Source organism: Shewanella sp. NKUCC01_JLK (genome assembly GCF_019345615.1).
Lineage (GTDB): Bacteria > Pseudomonadota > Gammaproteobacteria > Enterobacterales > Shewanellaceae > Shewanella > Shewanella oncorhynchi.
The window spans coordinates 225,737-246,032 of record NZ_JAHKRD010000006.1 but is presented as its reverse complement, the minus strand read 5'-3'; the positions used below and the strand labels follow the sequence as shown (position 1 = coordinate 246,032).

Below are 20,296 nucleotides of genomic sequence, written 5' to 3'. Positions count from 1 at the left end.
GGCATGATTACCCCATATCAGCAGATAATTTGCTTTGTGCTGCGAAGAAACTAACTGAACTCTCATTAACTCATGGTTGTTGGGGTTATGAATTATGAGGGGATCCTACAGGGCCCTGCATCCACGGATTGACTTGAACAACATCCGTGTTTAACTGCCAGTTCGCCATCTGATAGGCAGGACGCCTGAATGTCGTGCAATGCAGGGATGCATGAGAACGACCATGGCTCTCGTTCATAAGCTTAAAACCCTAGGTTTCTATTCACAGAGTCGGCGAGTAAATGCCATGGCAAGCCTGTAAACTGTTAGTCAATAAACGTTAATTGGTAAGCTGTGTTAGTGGTTTATCAGCCTACAAATCAAATATTATTCAGCGAAGTCTCAATAAGAAAGCCGCTAATGAAGGCGGCTTTTGTGTTTCGATTATTCCATAACCTTTGAATTTTCTTGGTTACATTAAATCTCGAGGCATTAGAGCAAATACACGTTCAAGCTGCAGGCGCCGTGGGCGCCGACGACGAGGGCTTGTTCGATATCGGCGGTTTTTGATGGACCAGCGATAAACACCCCGAACTCACCTGAGGCTAACGTGATTTCTTTAGCTGCCTGATGTAGGGTCGGCACAATCTTATTCGTTGGCAGGGCTAAGATCAGGTTTTCACAGATAAAAGGTGTCACTCTGTGGCCTAGATTCTTATTGTTAACCCAAATGGCACCGTTTTCGGCAACGCCAATGTCACCTGGGATCACTGCATAATCTATGTTTTTGAGCTCGTGGGCTGTGGGTGGCATTTCACGGTTTGCCGTGACCCCCTCGACAAGGGAGATAACCTGTAACCCTTGGGCGATAAGTTCATCGACTTTGGCTTGCAGGGCTTTGATGCCACCTTCTTTATGCAGCGTACCCGCGACAGTATTGAGGTTGGTCTCGAACTGGCCGACGAGATTTTCGACTCTTGGCGTCACATCTATGCTTGGCATAGGATGATTTGTTAAGGCCGACAGTTTGAGCGCATTGAGAATTTCAAGTTTACTAGACATCTTATAGGCTCCTGTGTTTCTTAAACCAAGCTTCGAAGCTGGAGTTCGGGGCAACGGGCAGTTCACGGTATTTACCCCATGCACCGCTAAAGGGTTTTAACAGACTACCCGGTAGAATGCGCAGCGCAGTTCTCGCCACACTCATAGAGCAGTTAAGCATGGTTTCGCTTGCCATAAATTTACCCACTAATGGCATGTAACTGTTTTTGCCATAGGGGAGTTTTCCGGCTTCAGCCTTAAGGCGTCTGTGGTGGAAAATAATCTTATCGAGCGGCACTTTAGTCGGGCAGATATAGGTACAGCTGCCACACAAGGTACAGGCCCAGGCAATCGAGTTAGTGTCATCAATCTTAGCGCCCACTGCGATACCAATTGGGCCAGGGATAGTGTAGTTGTAGCTGTAACCGCCGGAGCGACGATACACAGGACAGGTATTGAGGCAACCACCACAACGAATACACTTCAATGATTCTGCGAGGATTTTATCCTTGAGCATCTCAGTGCGGCCATTGTCGACGATAATAATGTGCATCTCACCTTCGGGCTGTGGGCCACGGTAAAAGGCGCTATAAGTCGTGACAGGTTGGCCCGTGGCGTTGCGTGCCAGTGTTCGCAGTAAAACGGCTGCGCTATCGATATCGGGCACCACTTTATCGATCCCCATTGAATGCAACTGTAACTTAGGCAGGTTAGCACCCATGTCGGCGTTGCCTTCGTTCGTGCAGACCACCACGGCGCCTTTATCGGCAATCGCCATGTTCACGCCTGTCATCGCGGCATCGGCGCTAAGGAACTGTTCACGCAGGTGGGCACGGGCGGCGCGGGTTAAATACAAGGGATCGGACCCCCCCGCTTTAGTGCCGAGTTTTTCATGGAAGAGTTCGCCGACTTCTTCCTTTTTCATATGGATAGCAGGCACGACTATGTGTGATGGTGGCATTTTGGCGAGCTGAATAATCCGCTCACCTAAGTCGGTGTCTATGACTTCAATGCCACGTTGTTCTAAGTACGGATTGAGGTGACATTCCTCGGTCAGCATAGACTTAGACTTCACCAACTTTTTGACTTTATGGCGGGATAAAATGTCATGCACGATACGATTGTGCTCTGCGCCATCTTTCGCCCAATGGACTTGTATGCCGTTGGCGATACAGTTTTGTTCAAAGGTTTCAAGATATTGAGCAAGATGGGTTAGCGTGTGGAGCTTAATTTCTGAGCCAAGCTGGCGCAGTTGTTCCCATTCTGGGATGCTACCCGCGGCGCGGTCGCGTTTTTCTCTGAGCATCCATAGTGCTTTTGAATGCCAGTCGACACGGGTTTCGTCGCGGCAAAAAATATCGGCTTTATGGGCATGGACTTGGGAGCCATTAGCTCCGTGATTATGATTGTAAGCCATGGTGAGTCTCCTAGAGCGCGGCGTTTAGCACTTGCGCTATGTGGCGAATTTCAATCGGCAATTGCTGTCTGCGGATCATGCCATCGAGGTGCAACAGGCATGAGGGATCAAAACCCACCACATATTCAGCACCCGTTGCAGCGTGGGCTTGGGCCTTGTCTTTCCCCATCTTAGCCGACACTGCGCCTTCATCGACGGCGAAGGTGCCACCAAAGCCGCAGCATTCGTCACGGCGGTCTGGATACACTATGTCTATGCCTGCAATATTGGCCAATACAGCTTCGACTTTGTTGAATCTTGGTCCCATTTGCTCACTTGGGGTGGCAAGGCTTAACATGCGAATGCCATGGCAACTCAGTTGCAGGCTAATTTTGTGCGCGAAGGGCTTGGTAAAGGCGGGGATCGGCGCGATATCGTGTAAAAACTCAGTCAGTTCATAGAGTTTGTTGATCACAGCTTGTGCTTCTGGGCTGCTATCAAACTCGTGGAAGTTTTCTTTGGCGGCCACTAAGCAAGAGGCGGCAGGGCAAACAATAGCGTCGCATTCCACTCCCTTAAAGGCGTTGAGCAATTTAAGGGTGGTGCTGCGCGCTGCATCGAAGCAACCCGAGTTTGTCATCGGCTGGCCACAGCATGTTTGACCCGCGGGTAGAATCACTTGGTGCCCGAGTTTCTCTAATAATTCCAAGGTGGCAATCGCGACCTCTGGCATCATTTGATTGACTAGACACGGGATGAAAAGGGCGATTTTCATTGTGTTTTCTCTTTCTTGTTAGTGAACGACATTGCCTTGCAGTGTGACCCAATATCCACACTAATGCTAAGGTAGTTGATCAAATATAGGCCTATCTTAGCGGAATAAGTAGCCCTAATTTAGTAAATGAGCTTGTAGATTTTTTCAAAAATGAGAATATTTTAACTTGATGATTACATTGGTTTTAAAATGTATTTATTCAGGTTTGAAATTCTCAAAAAATACTTAATGACATATAAATGAGAATAGTTCGCTTATATAAACAAACGGGGCTAAAAATAGCCCCGTTTGTTTACTACTGTCATACCAGATTAGCGGCTGCACTCTTCGAGCAGATAAGCTAAGTGGCGGTAGGAAATGCCGCTGTGTTGGGTCAAACCGACTTCGCACATACGGTTGGCGTAATAGCCTTCCTTAATCTCGACAGGAATGAGCTTTTTAATATTACGCAGTGCGCTGGCGTTGATTTCAGGCTTATACAAGCCTTTTTCACCCGCGTAACCGCAGCAGTCAATTCCTGCAGGTTTGAGCACTTGTGCAGAGCAGGCATCGGCGATTGCTTGCATCTTAGGTTCAAGTTTCATCTTGCGTGCGCTACAACCTAAGTGCAGTGCCACATTGACTTTTTTGCTGATGTTGAGCTTAGTCAGTAGCTTGTCGTGCATAAACTCAACTAAGTCGATAATTTGTACTTTTGGATTACCTGACAAAGTGCGGTAGGTGCAAGACAAGGCATCGACGATCACTGGCAGCTTGCCACCATTGGTCATCTTGCTCACTGCATCGATAAGTTCTTGGCGTTTGGCATCGGCGTTTTTAAAGTCGCCCTTAGATTCCCACATCTGGCCGCAACATAAATCGCGGGTTTTTTCTGGCGTGATGACGTTATAGCCTGCACGTTCCAGCAGCGTGACGACCACCTCAGGCAAAGTGCGGTTATCGGGATCTTTGGGTGTCGGACCAAAGGTTCTGCCGCCACAGGCTGGGAAGTAAACCACTGTTTCTTGGCCAACTTTAGCGGGGGATGGTTTTGGCAATTTGCCGCCTTTCGGGAAATCGGGGTTCCAATAAGGCACTTCTTTTGAAATCAAACGGCCGGTTTTCATTAGGGCACTGGTAATGTTGTCGCCAGTGATCTTGTGGATCACGCCAAGCATGTCAAAACCTGAACTGATGACTTGGTTAACTGCACCAAAGTGTTTGGCTTGGAAATCTAAGACTTTTTGTTCAGTAGTGCTGATGTACGGCGTGCGCAGTTTACGCACCAGTTGCCCCATGCTGTTATCCACTGGGCAAGCAATAGTACAAAGCTGGCAGGCGGCACAGGTATCAACTACATCGTATTTAGCGGCGGCGCGCATTTCTGCTGCTGCGGCTTTATCACCGGATTGTTCTAAACGTTCAATTTCACGCAGAGTTGCAATACGCTGACGAGGTGAGAAGTTGAGTGCCGATGTTGGGCAGGTTTTTTCACAGAAACCACATTCGATACATTTATCAACAAAATCATCGACCACAGGGCAGGGCTTGATGTTTTTAACGTGGACATTGCTATCGTCGTTAAGAATCACGCCTGGGTTTAGAATACCCTGTGGATCAAATACTTGTTTGATGCTCTTCATTAAAGTGTAAGCATCTTGTCCCCATTCTTTTTCGACGAACGGCGCGACAGCACGGCCAGTACCATGCTCGGCTTTCATTGAACCGTCGTACTTGTTAATCACCATGTCGGCAATATCATCCATAAAGGCATGGAAACGATCGATATCGGCTTGAGTCGAGAAGGTGGGGGTAATGATAAAGTGGAAGTTCCCCGCAAGAGCATGGCCATAAATACAGCCTTCAGGGTAACCATGTTTATGGAAAAGCTCAGTGATATCGTGCGCCGCAGCAGCAAGGTGCTCTAGTTCAAAGGCCACGTCTTCGATGATAACTGAGGTTCCCTTTGGACGCTCACCACCTACAATCGGGAACAAGCCTTTACGCATTGCCCAGTATTTGTCATAAACCGCTGGATTAGTACTAAATTCCATTGGGCGGATAAAGTCAAAACCGGCGAGTTTCGCGGTGACATCTTGAGTATAATTTTCTAAGGTTTTGTCGTCATCAGCACGGGATTCTATCAGTAGAATAGCGGATAGGGCCGGTAATTCTGATAACCAATCTGGCATGCCAGGCTTGCCCGTTACTGCTTTGATTGATGGCCAATCAAGGAGTTCAGCAGCAGAAACGCTTTCACCGTTTATCAGTGGTATTGCTCGTGCGGCATCTTCCATATTATGGAATACGGCCATAGCTGAGGCTTTAAATTTAGCTTCATTCACTGTGTGATAAGTGACTTCATTAATAAAAGCTAAGGTGCCTTCCATCCCCACCATTAAGTGGTTGATGATGTCAAATGGGTCGGTAAAATCGAGTAACGAATTGATGCCGTAGCCGGTGGTATTTTTAATGGAATACTTTTTACGAATTCTGTCCGCTAACACTGTGTTATGGCGAGTCATGTGCGACAGTTCTGTCAGCGCATCCAGTATTTTTCCATGGGATTTAACAAAGGCAGCTTTTGATTTTTCACAGCCTGTATCGAGTTCAGTACCATCTGCAAAAAGAAGTTTCGCGGAAGCGATAGTTTGGTAACTGTTTTGCGCAGTACCACAGCACATTCCCGAAGCATTGTTTGCCACAATACCACCAATTTTGGCGGAGCCTATGGTGGCGGGATCGGGACCAATTTTGCGGTTAAGCGGCGCGAGTACGGCGTTAGCGTCGGAACCAATGACAGCAGCACCTAAGGTGATCTGTTTGGCATCGCTACTGACTTCAATCTTTCTAAAACCATCATGGCCTAGGATCAACAAAATACCTTCACCGATAGCTTGGCCAGATAAACTGGTTCCAGCGGCCCTAAACGTGACGGGTGCATCATGCTTACGGGCAACGGCTAATGTGAACTTTACCTGTTCTAGGGTTTCTGCATGGACAACCACTTCTGGGACTATCCTGAAGTAGCTTGCATCGGTGGACCAGGCAAAACGGCGAACGGGATCATCCGTCACGGGATGATCACCTAATTGCGTTCTTAGATCATCGATGACCAGTTTATAGTTAATCGACATAGCATCACTCTCTTTATTAATAGATTAAAGCCGAAGTCACTGGGAGTGACTTCGGGCATTCAATAAAATAAAACGGCTTAGAATCCACCCCACAGGGTAGCTATTGTGCCCGCCAGTAAGGCATAACCAATGGCAACAGGCATTGTTTTACGGATAATTTCTGATTCTCTACCTGCCATACCCACTACCGTTGCAGCGGCAACCACGTTCATTACGCACATCATGTTACCGGCGTTTGCACCGATACCTTGTAGTGCCAATACCAGTGTGTGGTTCATGCCAATATTGTCGGCAACGCTGTATTGTAGGCTGGAGAACATCATGTTTGAGAACGTGGCGGAACCCGATAAGAAGGCACCAAAAATCCCCACGATAGGCGCCATCCAAGCCCACACTGCGCCCATGGAACCTGCCAACATATCCGCTAAAGCGACGGGCATTGAGGCAAGACCTGCACCATTCGCGCCTGAGTTTAAGAAGATTTTTACCATAGGCACTGATGCGCCTAATGAAATAATTGTTGGCAACATGGACTTACATGAAACACCGACCGTTTGCTGAATCGCAGGGCTTTTCATTTTGAACAGGAAGAAACCTAGAATACACACGGCAACAAAGAAGGCGCCAGGGGCATATAGGGTGGCGAAGCTGGCTTTTAGCTCAGTGCCCATTAGGCCTGTCCAGCTGATGTTAAAGCTTGATAACCATGCTTTTAACGGTGCCACTGTACGCGACAGTACCAAAAGCGCAGCCATGATGATGTAAGGTGTCCAAGCGGCAATTTGGGAAAACTTAGCCGTTGTTTCGACTTTTCCGCTTTCTTGACTGTCATTCTCTGCGAAATCATTCCATGGCGTTTTAGGCAGTAAGTAGCCTTTACGCGCAACCGGGATCACTAAGGCCATACCGATCAATGAACCGATAACCGAAGGGAATTCTGGGCCTGCAAGGTAGTTGATGATCCATGCGGGGACGGTAAAGGCAAGACCTGAGAAAATCGCAAATTTCCAAATTGCTAAGCCTTCCTTAAAGGATTTATTGCGACCAAAGAATCCTGTTAGCATGGTCACCATTACGAGAGGAATTAATGAACCAGTGATTAAGTCGATAGTGATCATATGCATGACGATATATCGCGCATAACCAGCATAGTTACCGCCATGGGCAGCAAATTGCTCCGCCGCCATGCTCACGCCACCTTGGATCAGACCCTGTTCCATCCCAAAGAGTACGGGTAGACCAATCGCACCGAAGGATACACAGGCCGAGTCAGCAATCAAAGCCACGACAGCTGCGGCAACGGGTGGTACACCAAGCAATACCAGTAGTGGTGCGCCAATGGCTGCGGGAGTACCAAAACCAGCACTACCTTCAATAAAGGCACCGAATAACCAACAGATGATGATGACTTGTACACGGGCATCGGCACTGATGTTAGTAAACCCAGCACGGATAGTGTCCATGGCACCTGAGTATTTCAGGGTATTGAGTAGGAATACGGCACCAAAAATGATGGTTAACGGTGTGATGGCTGAGAGCAGTCCTTCGAGGACCGATGCCGCCAGTAATGTGGTATCCATTTGCCAAATAAACACGGCGGCGAGCGCTGTGATTATCATGGAGATAGGCATAGCCTTAGATGCAGGCATTCTGAGTAACACTAGAAATAGCATTACACTGAGCACTGGCGTCAAGCTAGCGAGGAGTTGAAGTATTGTCATGCTTGCCTCTTCATAAAGTGGTCTGTCTTATTATTGATATTAGGATTTTTCATCTGCCTTCATGTCGACTTCCCAGACCAATAAATCAGCAGTTAATACTGCAAGTACTTACGGTCTCGACATTCTGTGTTGTGTACTAGACGCTATTGTGAGCTTGACTAATATGATCTAGATCATCTTGGCTGTTATATGAAATGCTAATTTACAGTGCTGCGGGGTGCTTCTCTCGGGGGATTTTCTTATATGTGACAATGATCACTTAGACTGTTGGGTGTATATCTACTTTGGTTATATTAAATTAAATTTGTTGTTTTTCTGGTTATTAAAAGTAGAGCTATCACTCATATTCATCGTCATTATTGCAATTAACTGATCCATTTATTTCATTAATAGTCTGTTATTGGTTTTTTCAGTCATTTTTAAGGTGTGATTAAGGTCGCATAGATTGTTGTGGCTGGATTAACTCATTTACTTCTATTTTTATCAAGCTATTGTAATATTTGCCTAATATGTCCATTTTGGAATGGTTTTTTATAGTGATCTAGAGCACCTTTTAGAATGGTGGGATTTTATTGTGATGGATATCACTTAATGAATTTTACTTTAATATGAAATTTTATAACCATTGTTTAATTTAATTTCAGTTTATTTGAGCGAACAGCCAGCCAAAATATTCAAGTATATTGAGAGAACAACAGAAAAGTTGAAATAAAAAGTGACCGCTTCTAATGGGTTAAGAGGGGAAATTGAGAGAACAGGGTGAAATTGAAGCCGAAATTTTAAGTAACAAAACTAAAAAATACTGTTTGAACTTTTATCAAACTGGTTAGTGTCATTAATGCTTAAACGCCATTAATGCGAATATTAGTCGTTTGTGAGAAGTGCTAAAAAGTTCACCAAAGACTGTGCAGGGGAAAAGATAAGGCTTTAATCGCAACCTTCTAGGTTAAATTTACAAAATAAAAAAGAGACGTGATATGTCTCTTTTATTGGTGATTTAGCCCAAAGATACAGACTTAAAACAACTTGCTGCCCCAGCCTAATTTGGTCCGCAGCACGTGGAAATAGTTGTGTCCTTTAGGATGAATAAGCCGTAAACGTTCAGAGCTGCGGCGCACTATGATTTCATCGCCGGGTAACACGGCTAAATGCACGTGGCCATCACAGCTGACTTCGAGGTTTTCGCCATTTTCAGGTGACACAACCATTTTTATGGTGCTGCACGCATCGACAACAATCGGGCGGCACGACAAAGTGTGCGGGAACATAGGTACTAAGATTAGGGCCTGTAAATTAGGCGTCAGAATAGCGCCGCCAGCGGAGAGGGCGTAGGCCGTTGAACCGGTAGGCGTTGACACTATCATGCCGTCGGCACGTTGGCTGTACATGAACTGATCGTCAATATAGACCTCAAACTCAATCATGTGGGCAATTTTACCCGGATGGAGTACGGCTTCGTTGACGGCGGTGTTGCTCGCCTTGAGCATACCGTGGCGATAGACTTCGGCTTCGAGTAAGAATCTATGCTCGGTATCGAACTCTCCATCGAGTACCTTGGCGAGCGCCTCTTCGAAGGCATCGGGCGGCAGATCGGTTAAAAAGCCTAAATTGCCGCGGTTAACCCCAATCACGCCTAAATCGAAGCGGGCTAATACCCTTGCCGCGCCGAGCATGTTACCGTCACCACCGACGACTATGGCTAAGTCGCAACGCGCGCCAATTTCTAGTAAATCGACCGCTATGATATTGGGTCCTAATTCGGTAGCAACACGCTCTTCCACTAAGACTTCAAAGCCCTGCATTGTCAGCCAATAATGCAGACGCTTTAAGGTTTGGTTGGTCCCTTGGTGGTGAGGTTTGCCGATAAGGCCGATAGTATGAAACTTTGTGGTCATATTTATGCTAGATCTGGCCTTAGGCCTTGAAACGTCAAAATTGATCCCCATAATATGCCCAGAGTATTTCAGAAACAAAGCATTTTTAGCTGGAGTGAAAATGAGCAACGAATCGATTAAAGCAGAACAGGATCTGATCCAAGAGGGTGTAGAGTCTGAAGTATCTACCGCAGAAGCAAGTCTGATCGATGAGCTTACCCAGGCCAATTTCCGTATTGAAGAGCTGGAACAGTTACTCGCTGAAGCTTTGGCGAAAGTTGAAGAGCAGAAGGATTCAGTCATCCGCGCCGCAGCCGAGGTCGATAACATTCGTCGTCGTGCCGCAATGGATGTGGAAAAGGCGAACAAGTTTGCCTTGGAAAAGTTCGCCAATGAACTTTTGCCTGTGCTTGATAACATGGAGCGAGCGCTAATGGGGACAAACCCAGAAGATGAAGCGACTAAAGCGATTTATCAAGGTGTTGAGTTAACTCAAAAAAGCTTACTCACTGCGGTGGCTAAATTTGGTGTTAAGCAAATTGATCCACAAGGTCAGTCATTTAACCCTGACCAACATCAAGCGATTGGCATGCAGCCAAGCGCCGAGTTCCCTGCGAACACTGTGATGTTGGTGATGCAAAAGGGTTATGAGCTGAACAGTCGCTTGCTGCGCCCTGCTATGGTGATGGTGTCACAGGGTGGCCCTAACCAAGAAAGTGCAACGATAGATATCGAAGCTTAAGCTTTATTGGATCAGCCGCTGTTATAACAGACAGCAACAAAAAAGGACTGCAATTGCAGTCCTTTTTTTATGGGTGGAATTTTTTATTGATAACATTTAGCGTCTTAACGAGATAAGCAAGTTCAGCCTATTGCGCTAGATAAGCATTGATTTGCGCCAGTATGCCTTCGGCATCCAGTTGCAAATCGTGGATGACTTCCTCTGGCGAGCCATGTTTAATGAACTCGTCTGGCAAACCAATTTGGAGTACGGCTTTAGGCATTTTTAGCTTTTGAAGCTGTTCAAGCACTCCGGCACCCGCACCGCCTATAATGGCATTTTCCTCCACAGTGACTAACACTTCATGGGTTAGTGCCATTTCTTTTACCAGATCAACATCAAGTGGTTTCACAAAGCGCATATCGACAACCGTCGCATCTAAGCTTTCGGCAGCGGTTAATGCCGATGCGAGCAAGGTACCAAAGTTAAGTATGGCAATACGCTTACCGATGCGCTTAATGACACCTTTACCAATTGGCAACGCAGTCATGGACTCGACTTGCATCGCTCCCGTTGCACTGCCTCTTGGGTAACGCACCGCACTTGGGCCCGCATCATAGCAATAGCCAGTGTAGAGCATTTGACGACATTCGTTTTCATCGGACGGCGCCATGATCACCATATTAGGGATACAACGCATAAAACTTAAATCGAATGCACCTTGGTGGGTTGGACCATCTGCACCGACGATACCGCCACGGTCAATGGCAAATAACACGGGCAATTGTTGTAGTGCCACATCGTGAATAAGCTGATCATAGGCGCGTTGCAGGAAAGTCGAGTAAATCGCGACTACAGGCTTGAAGCCTTCGCAGGCAAAACCCGCCGCTAAGGTGACGGCATGCTGCTCAGCAATCGCTGCATCAAAATATTGTTTCGGGAAGCGCTGGGAAAACTCCACCATGCCAGAACCCTCACGCATCGCAGGAGTAATCGCTAACACTTTCTCATCTTGTTCGGCAATGTCGCACAACCATTTACCGAAGACTTGAGAAAAGGTCGGTAAACCGGGTTTGGTGGCCGGCTTTTTAAAGAGTGATGGGTCAAACTTAGGCACAGCATGCCAACCGATAGGATCTTTTTCAGCAGGTTCATAACCACGACCTTTTTTGGTCATGATGTGCAGCACCTGTGGACCTTTCAGATTACGCATATTGCGCATGGTCTCGACCAGAGCGTCTACATCATGGCCATCGATAGGACCTATGTAGTTGAAACCTAACTCTTCAAATAGAGTGCCAGGAACGACCATACCTTTGAGGTGTTCCTCAGTGCGCTTGGCCATTTCTTTGATGACTGGCATACCTTTTAACACTTTTTTGCCGCCTTCGCGCAGTGTGGTGTAGAAACGGCCTGACATCAGTTGTGCTAAATGATTGTTGAGGGCGCCGACATTTTCTGAAATCGACATTTCGTTGTCGTTCAGTACCACGAGCATGTCATTGTGCAAGTCGCCCGCGTGGTTCATGGCTTCAAACACCATGCCGCCGGTCATAGCGCCATCGCCGATGACAGCGACAACTTTACGACCTGCTTGTTCTTTTTCTGCAGCTATCGCCATCGCCAGCGCGGCGCTAATCGACGTGCCTGAATGGCCAACGCTGAAAGTGTCGTATTCACTTTCTTCACGCCATGGGAAAGGATGTAAGCCATCTTTTTGCCGAATGGTGTGCATCTTGTCACGTCGACCCGTGAGAATTTTATGGGGATAGGCTTGATGGCCTACGTCCCAGATCAGTCGATCAAAGGGGGTATTGTAGACATAGTGCAGTGCCACAGTGAGTTCTACTGTGCCGAGCCCAGAGGCAAAATGTCCGCTGGACATGCCAACAGACTTAAGAAGGAACTCGCGCAGTTCATCGGCTACTTGTGGTAAAAGTGCCTGAGGAAGCTGGCGGAGCTCATTGGGGGTGCTGGCCTGCGCCAACACGGGAAACTGAGAAATGTCCAAACTCATAGCGAGATACTTCGACTCTTATTATATTCTTCGCTCAATGATATAGCGGGCGAAGTCTGCAATTAACTGGCTATTGTATGGCAATTTAGCCAGCGCTGATAGTGCCTCTTGGATCAGTTGTTTGGCGGTGTCTTGTGCACCTTGTAGTCCAAGTAGTTGTGGAAACGTACTCTTATTCGATTCAGTATCAGAGCCTTGCGGTTTACCTAGCTCTTCGGTGGTGGCTACGATGTCAAGGATATCGTCTTGTACTTGGAAGGCGAGTCCGACCGCACGAGCAAAATCCATCATAGCAGCATACTGATCTTTTGGCGCGTTTGCGGCGATTAAAGCTAACTCAACGGCGCAGCTGATAAGGGCGCCAGTTTTCATATTATGTAGCTGAGTTAACGCTTTAAGATCAATATGCTTATCGGTCGAGGCTAAGTCTATCGCTTGGCCTCCACACATACCACGATAACCTGAGGCTTTGGCCAATACTCTTACCATAGCAATATGTTGTTCGCTGCTGATCCCTGGTACGGCTTCGGTGACAATTTCAAAGGCTAAGGTTTGCAGAGCATCCCCCGCTAAAATGGCCGTTGCTTCATCAAAGGCGATATGCACTGTCGGCTGGCCACGGCGGAGCTCGTCATCGTCCATGGCGGGTAAATCGTCGTGGATTAATGAATAAGCATGGATACATTCAATAGCTGCGGCGCAAGCATCTAACTTTTCGAGTTCGACCCCAAACATGCGTCCTACACTGTATACGAGGAACGGTCGAATGCGCTTACCTCCCAATAAGGCACCGTAAGTCATGGCGGCTTTTAATTGGGGAGCGGTATCTTCAAGCGTACTAAAACGCTGTTTTAATTGATTATCAACTCGTTGTTGATATTCTTGAATGGTACTGACTAACACGCTTATTCGCCCTCAACGGCATAGGGGGATAGGGGCGCATTTTCATCTTGTTTCAGTAAAATGGCCACTTTTTGTTGGGCTTGTTCGAGTTTTGCTTGGCTATTTCGAACGAGATTGATGCCACGTTCAAATTGTTTTAACGCGTCATCGAGGGAGATATCGCCTTGTTCTAGATCGGCAACGATGCGTTCAAGTTCGCCAAGGGATTCTTCAAAACTAAGATTTTCGGGTTTCTTCGCCACGTTCAGGTTTCCTTTGATTTAGCGGACACAAGGTATATCAGGGCGGCGTAAGGGTCAAATTCAGACTAAAGATATTTGCTCAATAGCACGCTTTGTTACTGAAATTTTTCCAGAAAATATAAATTGTCGCTAAACTTGCTTAGTGTGTGTCCGATAACTGACAATAGTATCATCATTTGTATGGTAATTTTTAACTGGATAAACAAGGCTCGTATGTGTGTCGGTGGGATTATCTTATTCGGTAGAATAACTGAGTGTTCTTGCTTACCCAGAGTAAGTATTATGTCGTTTATTACGAAAATTGAGGAGCCGTTGTGGATTTAGCAACAATAATCGGAATTGTGGGAGCCTTTGGTTTTATTCTCGGCGCTATGGTGACCAGTGGCGGCTTGATGATTTTCGTTGATGTGCCCTCGATCCTGATTGTGTTCGGTGGGTCCTTCTTCGTGGTAATGATGAAGTTCACTCTTAAACAGTTTTTAAGCGCTGTTAAAATTGCTTTGAAAGCTTTTGTATTTAAGATTGATAAACCAGAAGACTTGATTGAACAGTCCGTGACTATGGCGGATGCTGCCCGTAAAGGGGGGTTTTTGGCATTAGAAGAAGCGCAAATTAGCAATACTTTTATGCAAAAGGCTGTCGATATGTTAGTCGATGGTCATGATGGTGAAGTAGTGCGTGCAGCTCTAGAGAAGGACATCGCTCTAACGGAAGAACGTCATCGTACGGGGATTGGCATATTTAGAGCCTTTGGCGATGTTGGGCCAGCGATGGGGATGATAGGTACACTCGTTGGTCTCGTGGCCATGTTATCAAATATGGCGGATCCTAAATCTATTGGTCCTTCGATGGCGGTTGCGTTGTTAACCACATTATACGGCGCTATGGTTGCTAACATGGTTTGTCTTCCTATCGCGGATAAGCTAACGCTTAGGATGGGGGAGGAAATGCTCAATCGTAACCTTATTATGGATGCGGTATTGGCGATTCAAGATGGACAAAACCCGCGGGTGATTGAAGGCTTTTTGAAAAACTATCTTGCTGAAAAAAATCGTAAAATCGATACAACGGACGGAGAGTAGCCCATGGCTAAGTGCAATTGTCCACCGCCCGGAGCACCGCTCTGGTTGGCAACATTTGCCGACTTGATGTCGCTGTTGATGTGTTTCTTCGTATTGTTATTGTCATTTTCTGAAATGGACGTGATGAAGTTTAAGCAGATCGCGGGCTCAATGAAGTATGCCTTTGGTGTGCAAAATAAGGTGGAAGTTAAAGACATCCCGAAAGGGACTTCTGTCATTGCCTTAGAATTTAGACCAGGACGCCCCGATCCGACTCCGATTGAAATCATTAACCAGCAAACGAATGAAATGACTGAACCTGTATTGGATTTCCAAGCGGGTGAAGACGATAGTGCGGGCGGCGTGCAGCAGCAAAATGGTTCTCAGCGGGGGGGCGAAGCGAGTGCTACGGCGCAAGAAGTGGCCGATGCGGTTAAAGCGGAAGCGGCAGCGGCGCAAGAAAAGATCAATCAGCAAGTGAAGAAGATGGCGCAGGAGCTCAATAAAGAGATCACCGATGGAGCGATTGAAATTGAGTCATTAGGTCAGCAGATTATTATTCGTATACGTGAGAAGGGGTCATTTGCTTCTGGCTCAGGCTTCCTGCAGCCTCGATTTAAACCTGTGGTGCGCTCAGTCGGCGAATTGTTAAAAGATGTGCCAGGTGTCATCACAGTGTCAGGTTATACGGATGATATGCAAATAAGCGATGAGCTCTATAGTTCTAATTGGGATTTATCCAGCAAACGTGCCGTGGCAGTGGCCCATGAGTTAGTACAGGTCAGCGGCTTTGATTCTAATCGAATGAAAGTGGTTGGTATGGCGTCTAACAATCCGATTGTGCCTAACGATTCTCCGGAAAATCGTGCCCGTAACCGCAGGGTTGAAATTGCTATTGAGCAAGGTAAAGCTAAGGAGTCTGAAGAAATTCAGATCGGTAATTCGCCTTAAGTGTTTAGATACTCTCCCAATCTAAAGCCGCAATAATCTTGCGGCTTTTTTATTGAGCTAATGTGGACTTTTCCCTTTTAGTTAACGTGTTATGCATCAAATCACTGTGGTTGATTTAAATCCATTTGGGCTTTACGTTAATCACATTGAGTGTGTAATCCCTAAGTTTCCTTGACCATCCCTCAACGACTTATTGTTAATAATTCATCTCAAATCACTTATTTTAAGCAGGGCAATTCACACCATTCGAATAGGCTTTAGTGACATTATTTCAGCCTAATTAGCTGCCGTGATTTAGTCATTAATACGCAATGAATACGCCATAAATGTGGCCTGTGTCGCTGTTGGCTATGTGCGCTGAAACTCGCCTTTTTAGGTTGCTTGGGTATATAATCCCCCGATTATTCTTTTAACCAATTTTGCTGTTTTAAAATTGCCCGCGGAAATCCCATGAAGTTTATTGTAAAGCTGTATCCAGAAATCATGATGAAGAGCAAGCCTGTACGCATGCGCTTCACCAAAATGCTCGAAACTAACATCCGTAATGTGCTTAAAAAAGTTGACGAAGATGCAAAAGTGCAGCGTCAATGGGACCGCATTATGGTGATGGTACCAAAGGATAAGCCTGAATTGGCCCAAGCTTTCGGTGAGCGTCTGGCGTGTATTCCTGGCATTGCACACGTAGTGCAAGTGGATGAGTACAGCTTTGAATCTGTTGATGATATTTATCAGCAAGTCTTGCCTGTTTACCGTGACCAGCTCGCAGGTAAAACCTTCTGCGTGCGAGTAAAGCGTACTGGCGATCATGATTTTAATTCTATTGAAGTTGAGCGTTATGTCGGTGGTGGCTTAAACCAGTTTACTGATGCGCTGGGCGTGCGTTTAAAGAATCCGGACATTACCGTTAATTTAGAGATTGAGCGCGATAACCTTTATATGGTGACTAAGCGTATTGAAGGTCTAGGCGGTTTTCCGATGGCAACACAGGAAGATGTATTGTCCTTGATTTCGGGTGGTTTTGACTCTGGCGTATCTAGCTATCAATTTATCAAAAAAGGCGCTCGTACCCATTACTGCTTCTTCAATCTGGGCGGCGCACAGCACGAAATTGGTGTAAAACAAGTGGCTTACCATTTGTGGAAAACCTACGGTGAATCTCACAAAGTGAAGTTTATCTCTGTGCCTTTTGAGCCTGTGGTTGCTGAGATTTTAGAGCGTATCGATAACGGTCAAATGGGCGTTGTATTGAAACGCATGATGATGCGTACCGCGGCGCGTATCGCCGAGCGTATGGGCATTCAAGCCTTAGTTACCGGTGAAAGTTTAGGCCAAGTGTCTAGCCAGACCCTGACCAACTTAAACGTCATCGACCGTTGTACTGAGTTATTGATTCTACGTCCCTTAATCGCCATGGATAAGCAAGACATTATCAACGAGAGCCGTAAAATCGGCACCGAAGATTTTGCTAAATCAATGCCTGAATATTGCGGCGTAATTTCGCAAAAGCCGACGGTAAAAGCGGTATTAGCTAAGGTTGAAGCGGAAGAGAAAAAGTTCTCTGAGGATTTGATCGATCAGATCATCGCCCAATCTGTCACTATCGATATCAGGGAGATCGCAGAACAAATGGATACTCGGATTACTGAGACAGAAACGGTTGCCAGTATCGATACTAACCAAGTGGTCATTGATATTCGTGCCCCTGAAGAAGAGGAAAGCAAACCGCTGCAAATTGAAGGTATTGAGATAAAGCGCATCCCATTCTTCAAGTTAGCGACTCAGTTTGCCGATCTCGATAAGCAAAAGACTTATTTGCTCTATTGTGAGCGTGGGGTGATGAGTAAATTGCAGGCATTGTATTTAATCGAGCAAGGTTACACGAACGTGAAAGTGTATCGCCCATAAGTCGGGCGAAAACCTGCCCATTGCCGTATATCGTCAGTGGGATTGATTTGCCATTCAAGTACAAAAAAGCCGCATATTAATGCGGCTTTTTCTTTGCTCTTACTGATCGTGACCTGAATTTCAGTGTCGTTTAGGTTATTCGGCTTTAACGACCTGCTGATGAGATGTGACATCGTCTGTGGCAATCAACAGAGTGGCTTCTTGTAGCACTTCTTGGTGCATTTTATTCATTGCAGCGGTTAAATCTGCAGTGATATTGGCTTGCAAGTCGCTTGTGTCGATGACGATTTCGTCAACGAGTACATTTGCACTGGCATTAAAGCTGAGTGCTGAGACTAATATTAACGCAAACGCCGATTTTAAATTGAACATAGTCGCCTCCGGGCTGACAAATTAACGCTGTCAGACATTCCCATCATCAACTTTGAGATTGTCTAACTTAGGTATTTCATAGCTATGGATGTTTCATCGCTATTGGTGTTTCGTTGATAAGCTGTTTCATTGGCGCAAAATTTAACCAAAAACGCTGGCCTTTACAAACGATTAAATGTAACAATACGGATTAGAAAAACTAATTAAAAAACGAGACTGAGATCACTATGTCGAGACGATTACCACCGCTTAATGCGGTTAAAGCTTTTGAGGCAGCCGCGCGGCATTTGAGCTTTACGCGGGCAGCGGAAGAATTGTTTGTTACACAGGCTGCGGTGAGCCATCAAATAAAGGCATTAGAAGATTTCCTCGGATTAAAATTATTTCGTCGAAAGAACCGTTCTTTGCTATTAACCGAAGAAGGGCAAAGCTATTTTCTCGACATCAAAGATATCTTTATTCAGCTTGCCGATGCCACCGACAGATTACTCGCCCGCAGTGCGATTGGTTCGCTGACGGTCAGTATGTCCCCCAGTTTTGCGATTCAATGGCTAGTGCCACGTTTGGCTAAATTCAGTGAGAAAAATCCCGATATCGATGTGCGAATAAAGGCCGTTGATACCGAAGCGAGTTCATTAACCGATGATGTGGATGTGGCTATTTATTATGGCTTAGGTAATTGGCCTGGGTTACGTGCAGATAAGCTCAGAAATGAAGTGCTTATTCCCGTGTGTTCGCCCATGTTGCTCAACGGTCCTAAACCACTCTCAAAACCGAGCGATTTAAAGTATCACACGCTATTACATGATATGAATCGTCACGATTGGCAGGCGTGGTTTAGGCAATGTGGCATTACCGATATTAATGTGAATCAAGGACCTATTTTCAGTCATTCGTCTTTGGTATTGCAGGCGGCGGCGCATGGTCAAGGGGTTGCTCTGGGTTACAGCGTGCTGGCACGCCCCGATATCAAAGCTGGGCGGCTTGTGTGTCCATTCCAAGAAGTCTTGGTCAGTAAAGATGCTTACTACTTAGTTTGCCAGCAAAACCATGCTGAGCTGGGTAAAGTGGTGGCGTTTCGTGAATGGATGTTAGACATGTTTGCCGAGGAGTCTCGCAGTGAGTTGTTGCCCGGATAAGCCGAGTTATGTATTAGAAGGGGAGCCTGCTAATACTTTGATTTTATTGGCCCACGGTGCGGGTGCTAACATGGATTCTGATTTTATGCAGGCCATGTCGGCGGGATTCGTTGCTCAGGGCTTCCGAGTGATGCGCTTTAATTTTCCTTATATGCAGGCGAATGCAGTCGATGGTAAACGGCGTCCACCGGACCGTGCGCCTAAATTGCTCGCGTGTTTTACACAGATGCTCGATATCGCCCACTCACAACCACAAGTTGAACGTGTGGTGTTAATGGGGAAATCCATGGGCGGTCGTATGGCGGCCCTATTAGCCTGCGATCCTGCATTAGCGGCGCGCATCGATAGGGTGATTTGTTTAGGTTATCCTTTTGTGCCACTCAAAGGCGGCGAGCCTAGATTGGAACCTTTGAATGAATGCCAAGTCCCAATATTAGTCGTACAGGGTGAGCGGGATAAGTTTGGTGGCAAAGCGCAGATCCCAAGCTGGCCCTTGAAAGCTGAGATAGGATTGGCTTGGATAACCGACGGCGATCATAGTTTTGTCCCAAGAAAGTCGTCAGGCACCAGTGAAGCCGCTAACCTTGCACGTGCTATTGATTTATCAAGTGATTTTATTCGTGAGCTTGATGTTGAGCGAATAAATGTTGAATGAGTTAATCCCATTCCAGCAGGAGCGTTAAATGCGTAAAGGTTTATTGTTACTCGCCGCCGTGAGCGGATTCTTAGCCGTCGCCTTAGGGGCTTTTGGTGCCCATGGTTTAAAAGCGGTCGCGCCACCAAACTTAATTGAAGTCTTTAACTTAGGTGTGCAATATCATTTCTACCATACCTTTGCCCTCATCATGGTTGCCTTCTCGGGCCAATGGTTAACCTCGCGTTTACTGGACTGGTCGGCATATCTCTTTGTCGCAGGCATAGTCCTATTTTCGGGCTCACTATATGGACTGGCCTTGTTTGGGACTAAGTGGTTAGGTCCTATTACGCCTATGGGCGGTGGTTGTTTCTTATTGGGGTGGTTATTATTTGCCGCCGCGGTATGGCGTCACAAAGTTATCGACGGTCATGAGTCTTAATCGCTGA

17 protein-coding genes are annotated in these 20,296 nt (G+C 46.4%); 7 read left to right on the top strand and 10 right to left on the bottom strand.

What is annotated here, in order from left to right:
- Positions 1 to 471: 471 nt before the first annotated feature.
- The 6 genes from KO537_RS08765 to nadK form a co-directional block, all read right to left on the bottom strand.
- The gene (locus tag KO537_RS08765; protein WP_028760696.1) at positions 472 to 1,041 is read right to left on the bottom strand and encodes an LUD domain-containing protein; all 570 of its coding nucleotides are present in this window, start codon (positions 1,039 to 1,041) and stop codon (positions 472 to 474) included.
- Position 1,042: 1 nt separating this feature from the next.
- Positions 1,043 to 2,437: a lactate utilization protein B gene (locus KO537_RS08760; protein WP_168823309.1), complete on the bottom strand. Its 1,395-nt coding sequence runs from the start codon at positions 2,435 to 2,437 to the stop codon at positions 1,043 to 1,045.
- Positions 2,438 to 2,447: 10 nt separating this feature from the next.
- Positions 2,448 to 3,191 carry a (Fe-S)-binding protein gene (locus KO537_RS08755; RefSeq protein WP_113941022.1) on the bottom strand — a complete coding sequence of 248 codons (744 nt, stop codon included), beginning with the start codon at positions 3,189 to 3,191 and terminating at the stop codon, positions 2,448 to 2,450.
- Positions 3,192 to 3,502: 311 nt separating this feature from the next.
- Complete coding sequence (locus KO537_RS08750; protein WP_219234263.1) at positions 3,503 to 6,307, bottom strand: FAD-binding and (Fe-S)-binding domain-containing protein; 2,805 nt, start codon at positions 6,305 to 6,307, stop codon at positions 3,503 to 3,505.
- 77 nt (positions 6,308 to 6,384) lie between these two features.
- Positions 6,385 to 8,028 carry an L-lactate permease gene (locus tag KO537_RS08745; RefSeq protein WP_049821741.1) on the bottom strand — a complete coding sequence of 548 codons (1,644 nt, stop codon included), beginning with the start codon at positions 8,026 to 8,028 and terminating at the stop codon, positions 6,385 to 6,387.
- 1,016 nt (positions 8,029 to 9,044) lie between these two features.
- Positions 9,045 to 9,923: an NAD(+) kinase gene (nadK, locus tag KO537_RS08740; RefSeq protein ID WP_081729057.1), complete on the bottom strand. Its 879-nt coding sequence runs from the start codon at positions 9,921 to 9,923 to the stop codon at positions 9,045 to 9,047.
- A gap of 100 nt (positions 9,924 to 10,023) precedes the next feature.
- Here nadK and grpE point away from each other — a divergent pair, with 100 nt between their 5' ends.
- Positions 10,024 to 10,644 carry a nucleotide exchange factor GrpE gene (gene grpE / locus KO537_RS08735; RefSeq protein ID WP_028760692.1) on the top strand — a complete coding sequence of 207 codons (621 nt, stop codon included), beginning with the start codon at positions 10,024 to 10,026 and terminating at the stop codon, positions 10,642 to 10,644.
- Between the two features lie 127 nt (positions 10,645 to 10,771).
- On the opposite strand, the gene dxs is transcribed toward grpE, so the two are convergent.
- The 3 genes from dxs to xseB are packed head-to-tail and all read right to left on the bottom strand — an operon-like array spanning position 10,772 to position 13,785.
- Entirely contained in the window at positions 10,772 to 12,640 is a 1,869-nt protein-coding gene (dxs, locus tag KO537_RS08730; RefSeq protein WP_219234262.1) for a 1-deoxy-D-xylulose-5-phosphate synthase, read from the bottom strand.
- A gap of 21 nt (positions 12,641 to 12,661) precedes the next feature.
- The gene (gene ispA / locus KO537_RS08725; protein WP_219234261.1) at positions 12,662 to 13,543 is read right to left on the bottom strand and encodes a (2E,6E)-farnesyl diphosphate synthase; all 882 of its coding nucleotides are present in this window, start codon (positions 13,541 to 13,543) and stop codon (positions 12,662 to 12,664) included.
- 2 nt (positions 13,544 to 13,545) lie between these two features.
- The gene (gene xseB, locus KO537_RS08720; RefSeq protein WP_006080884.1) at positions 13,546 to 13,785 is read right to left on the bottom strand and encodes an exodeoxyribonuclease VII small subunit; all 240 of its coding nucleotides are present in this window, start codon (positions 13,783 to 13,785) and stop codon (positions 13,546 to 13,548) included.
- 314 nt (positions 13,786 to 14,099) lie between these two features.
- Between xseB and pomA the strand changes: the two genes are divergently transcribed.
- The 3 genes from pomA to thiI all read left to right on the top strand — a co-directional run bounded on the left by pomA (position 14,100) and on the right by thiI (position 17,702).
- The gene (gene pomA, locus KO537_RS08715; protein WP_173497062.1) at positions 14,100 to 14,867 is read left to right on the top strand and encodes a flagellar motor protein PomA; all 768 of its coding nucleotides are present in this window, start codon (positions 14,100 to 14,102) and stop codon (positions 14,865 to 14,867) included.
- A gap of 3 nt (positions 14,868 to 14,870) precedes the next feature.
- On the top strand, positions 14,871 to 15,797 hold the full coding sequence (locus tag KO537_RS08710; protein WP_113941028.1) for a flagellar motor protein MotB: 927 nt from the start codon (positions 14,871 to 14,873) through the stop codon (positions 15,795 to 15,797).
- Between the two features lie 450 nt (positions 15,798 to 16,247).
- Positions 16,248 to 17,702 carry a tRNA uracil 4-sulfurtransferase ThiI gene (thiI, locus tag KO537_RS08705; RefSeq protein ID WP_028760687.1) on the top strand — a complete coding sequence of 485 codons (1,455 nt, stop codon included), beginning with the start codon at positions 16,248 to 16,250 and terminating at the stop codon, positions 17,700 to 17,702.
- A 135-nt stretch (positions 17,703 to 17,837) separates the two neighbouring features.
- On the opposite strand, the gene KO537_RS08700 is transcribed toward thiI, so the two are convergent.
- Positions 17,838 to 18,074: a hypothetical protein gene (locus KO537_RS08700; RefSeq protein WP_198572079.1), complete on the bottom strand. Its 237-nt coding sequence runs from the start codon at positions 18,072 to 18,074 to the stop codon at positions 17,838 to 17,840.
- Between the two features lie 227 nt (positions 18,075 to 18,301).
- Between KO537_RS08700 and KO537_RS08695 the strand changes: the two genes are divergently transcribed.
- The 3 genes from KO537_RS08695 to KO537_RS08685 are packed head-to-tail and all read left to right on the top strand — an operon-like array spanning position 18,302 to position 20,289.
- A complete protein-coding gene (locus KO537_RS08695; RefSeq protein WP_105249769.1) occupies positions 18,302 to 19,213 on the top strand; it encodes a transcriptional regulator GcvA in 912 nt (303 codons plus the stop codon).
- Entirely contained in the window at positions 19,194 to 19,868 is a 675-nt protein-coding gene (locus tag KO537_RS08690) for an alpha/beta family hydrolase (RefSeq protein ID WP_219234260.1), read from the top strand. The genes KO537_RS08695 and KO537_RS08690 overlap by 20 nt, the downstream gene beginning before the upstream one ends.
- Positions 19,869 to 19,896: 28 nt before the next feature.
- Positions 19,897 to 20,289 carry a DUF423 domain-containing protein gene (locus KO537_RS08685; RefSeq protein ID WP_011918954.1) on the top strand — a complete coding sequence of 131 codons (393 nt, stop codon included), beginning with the start codon at positions 19,897 to 19,899 and terminating at the stop codon, positions 20,287 to 20,289.
- Positions 20,290 to 20,296: the final 7 nt, after the last annotated feature.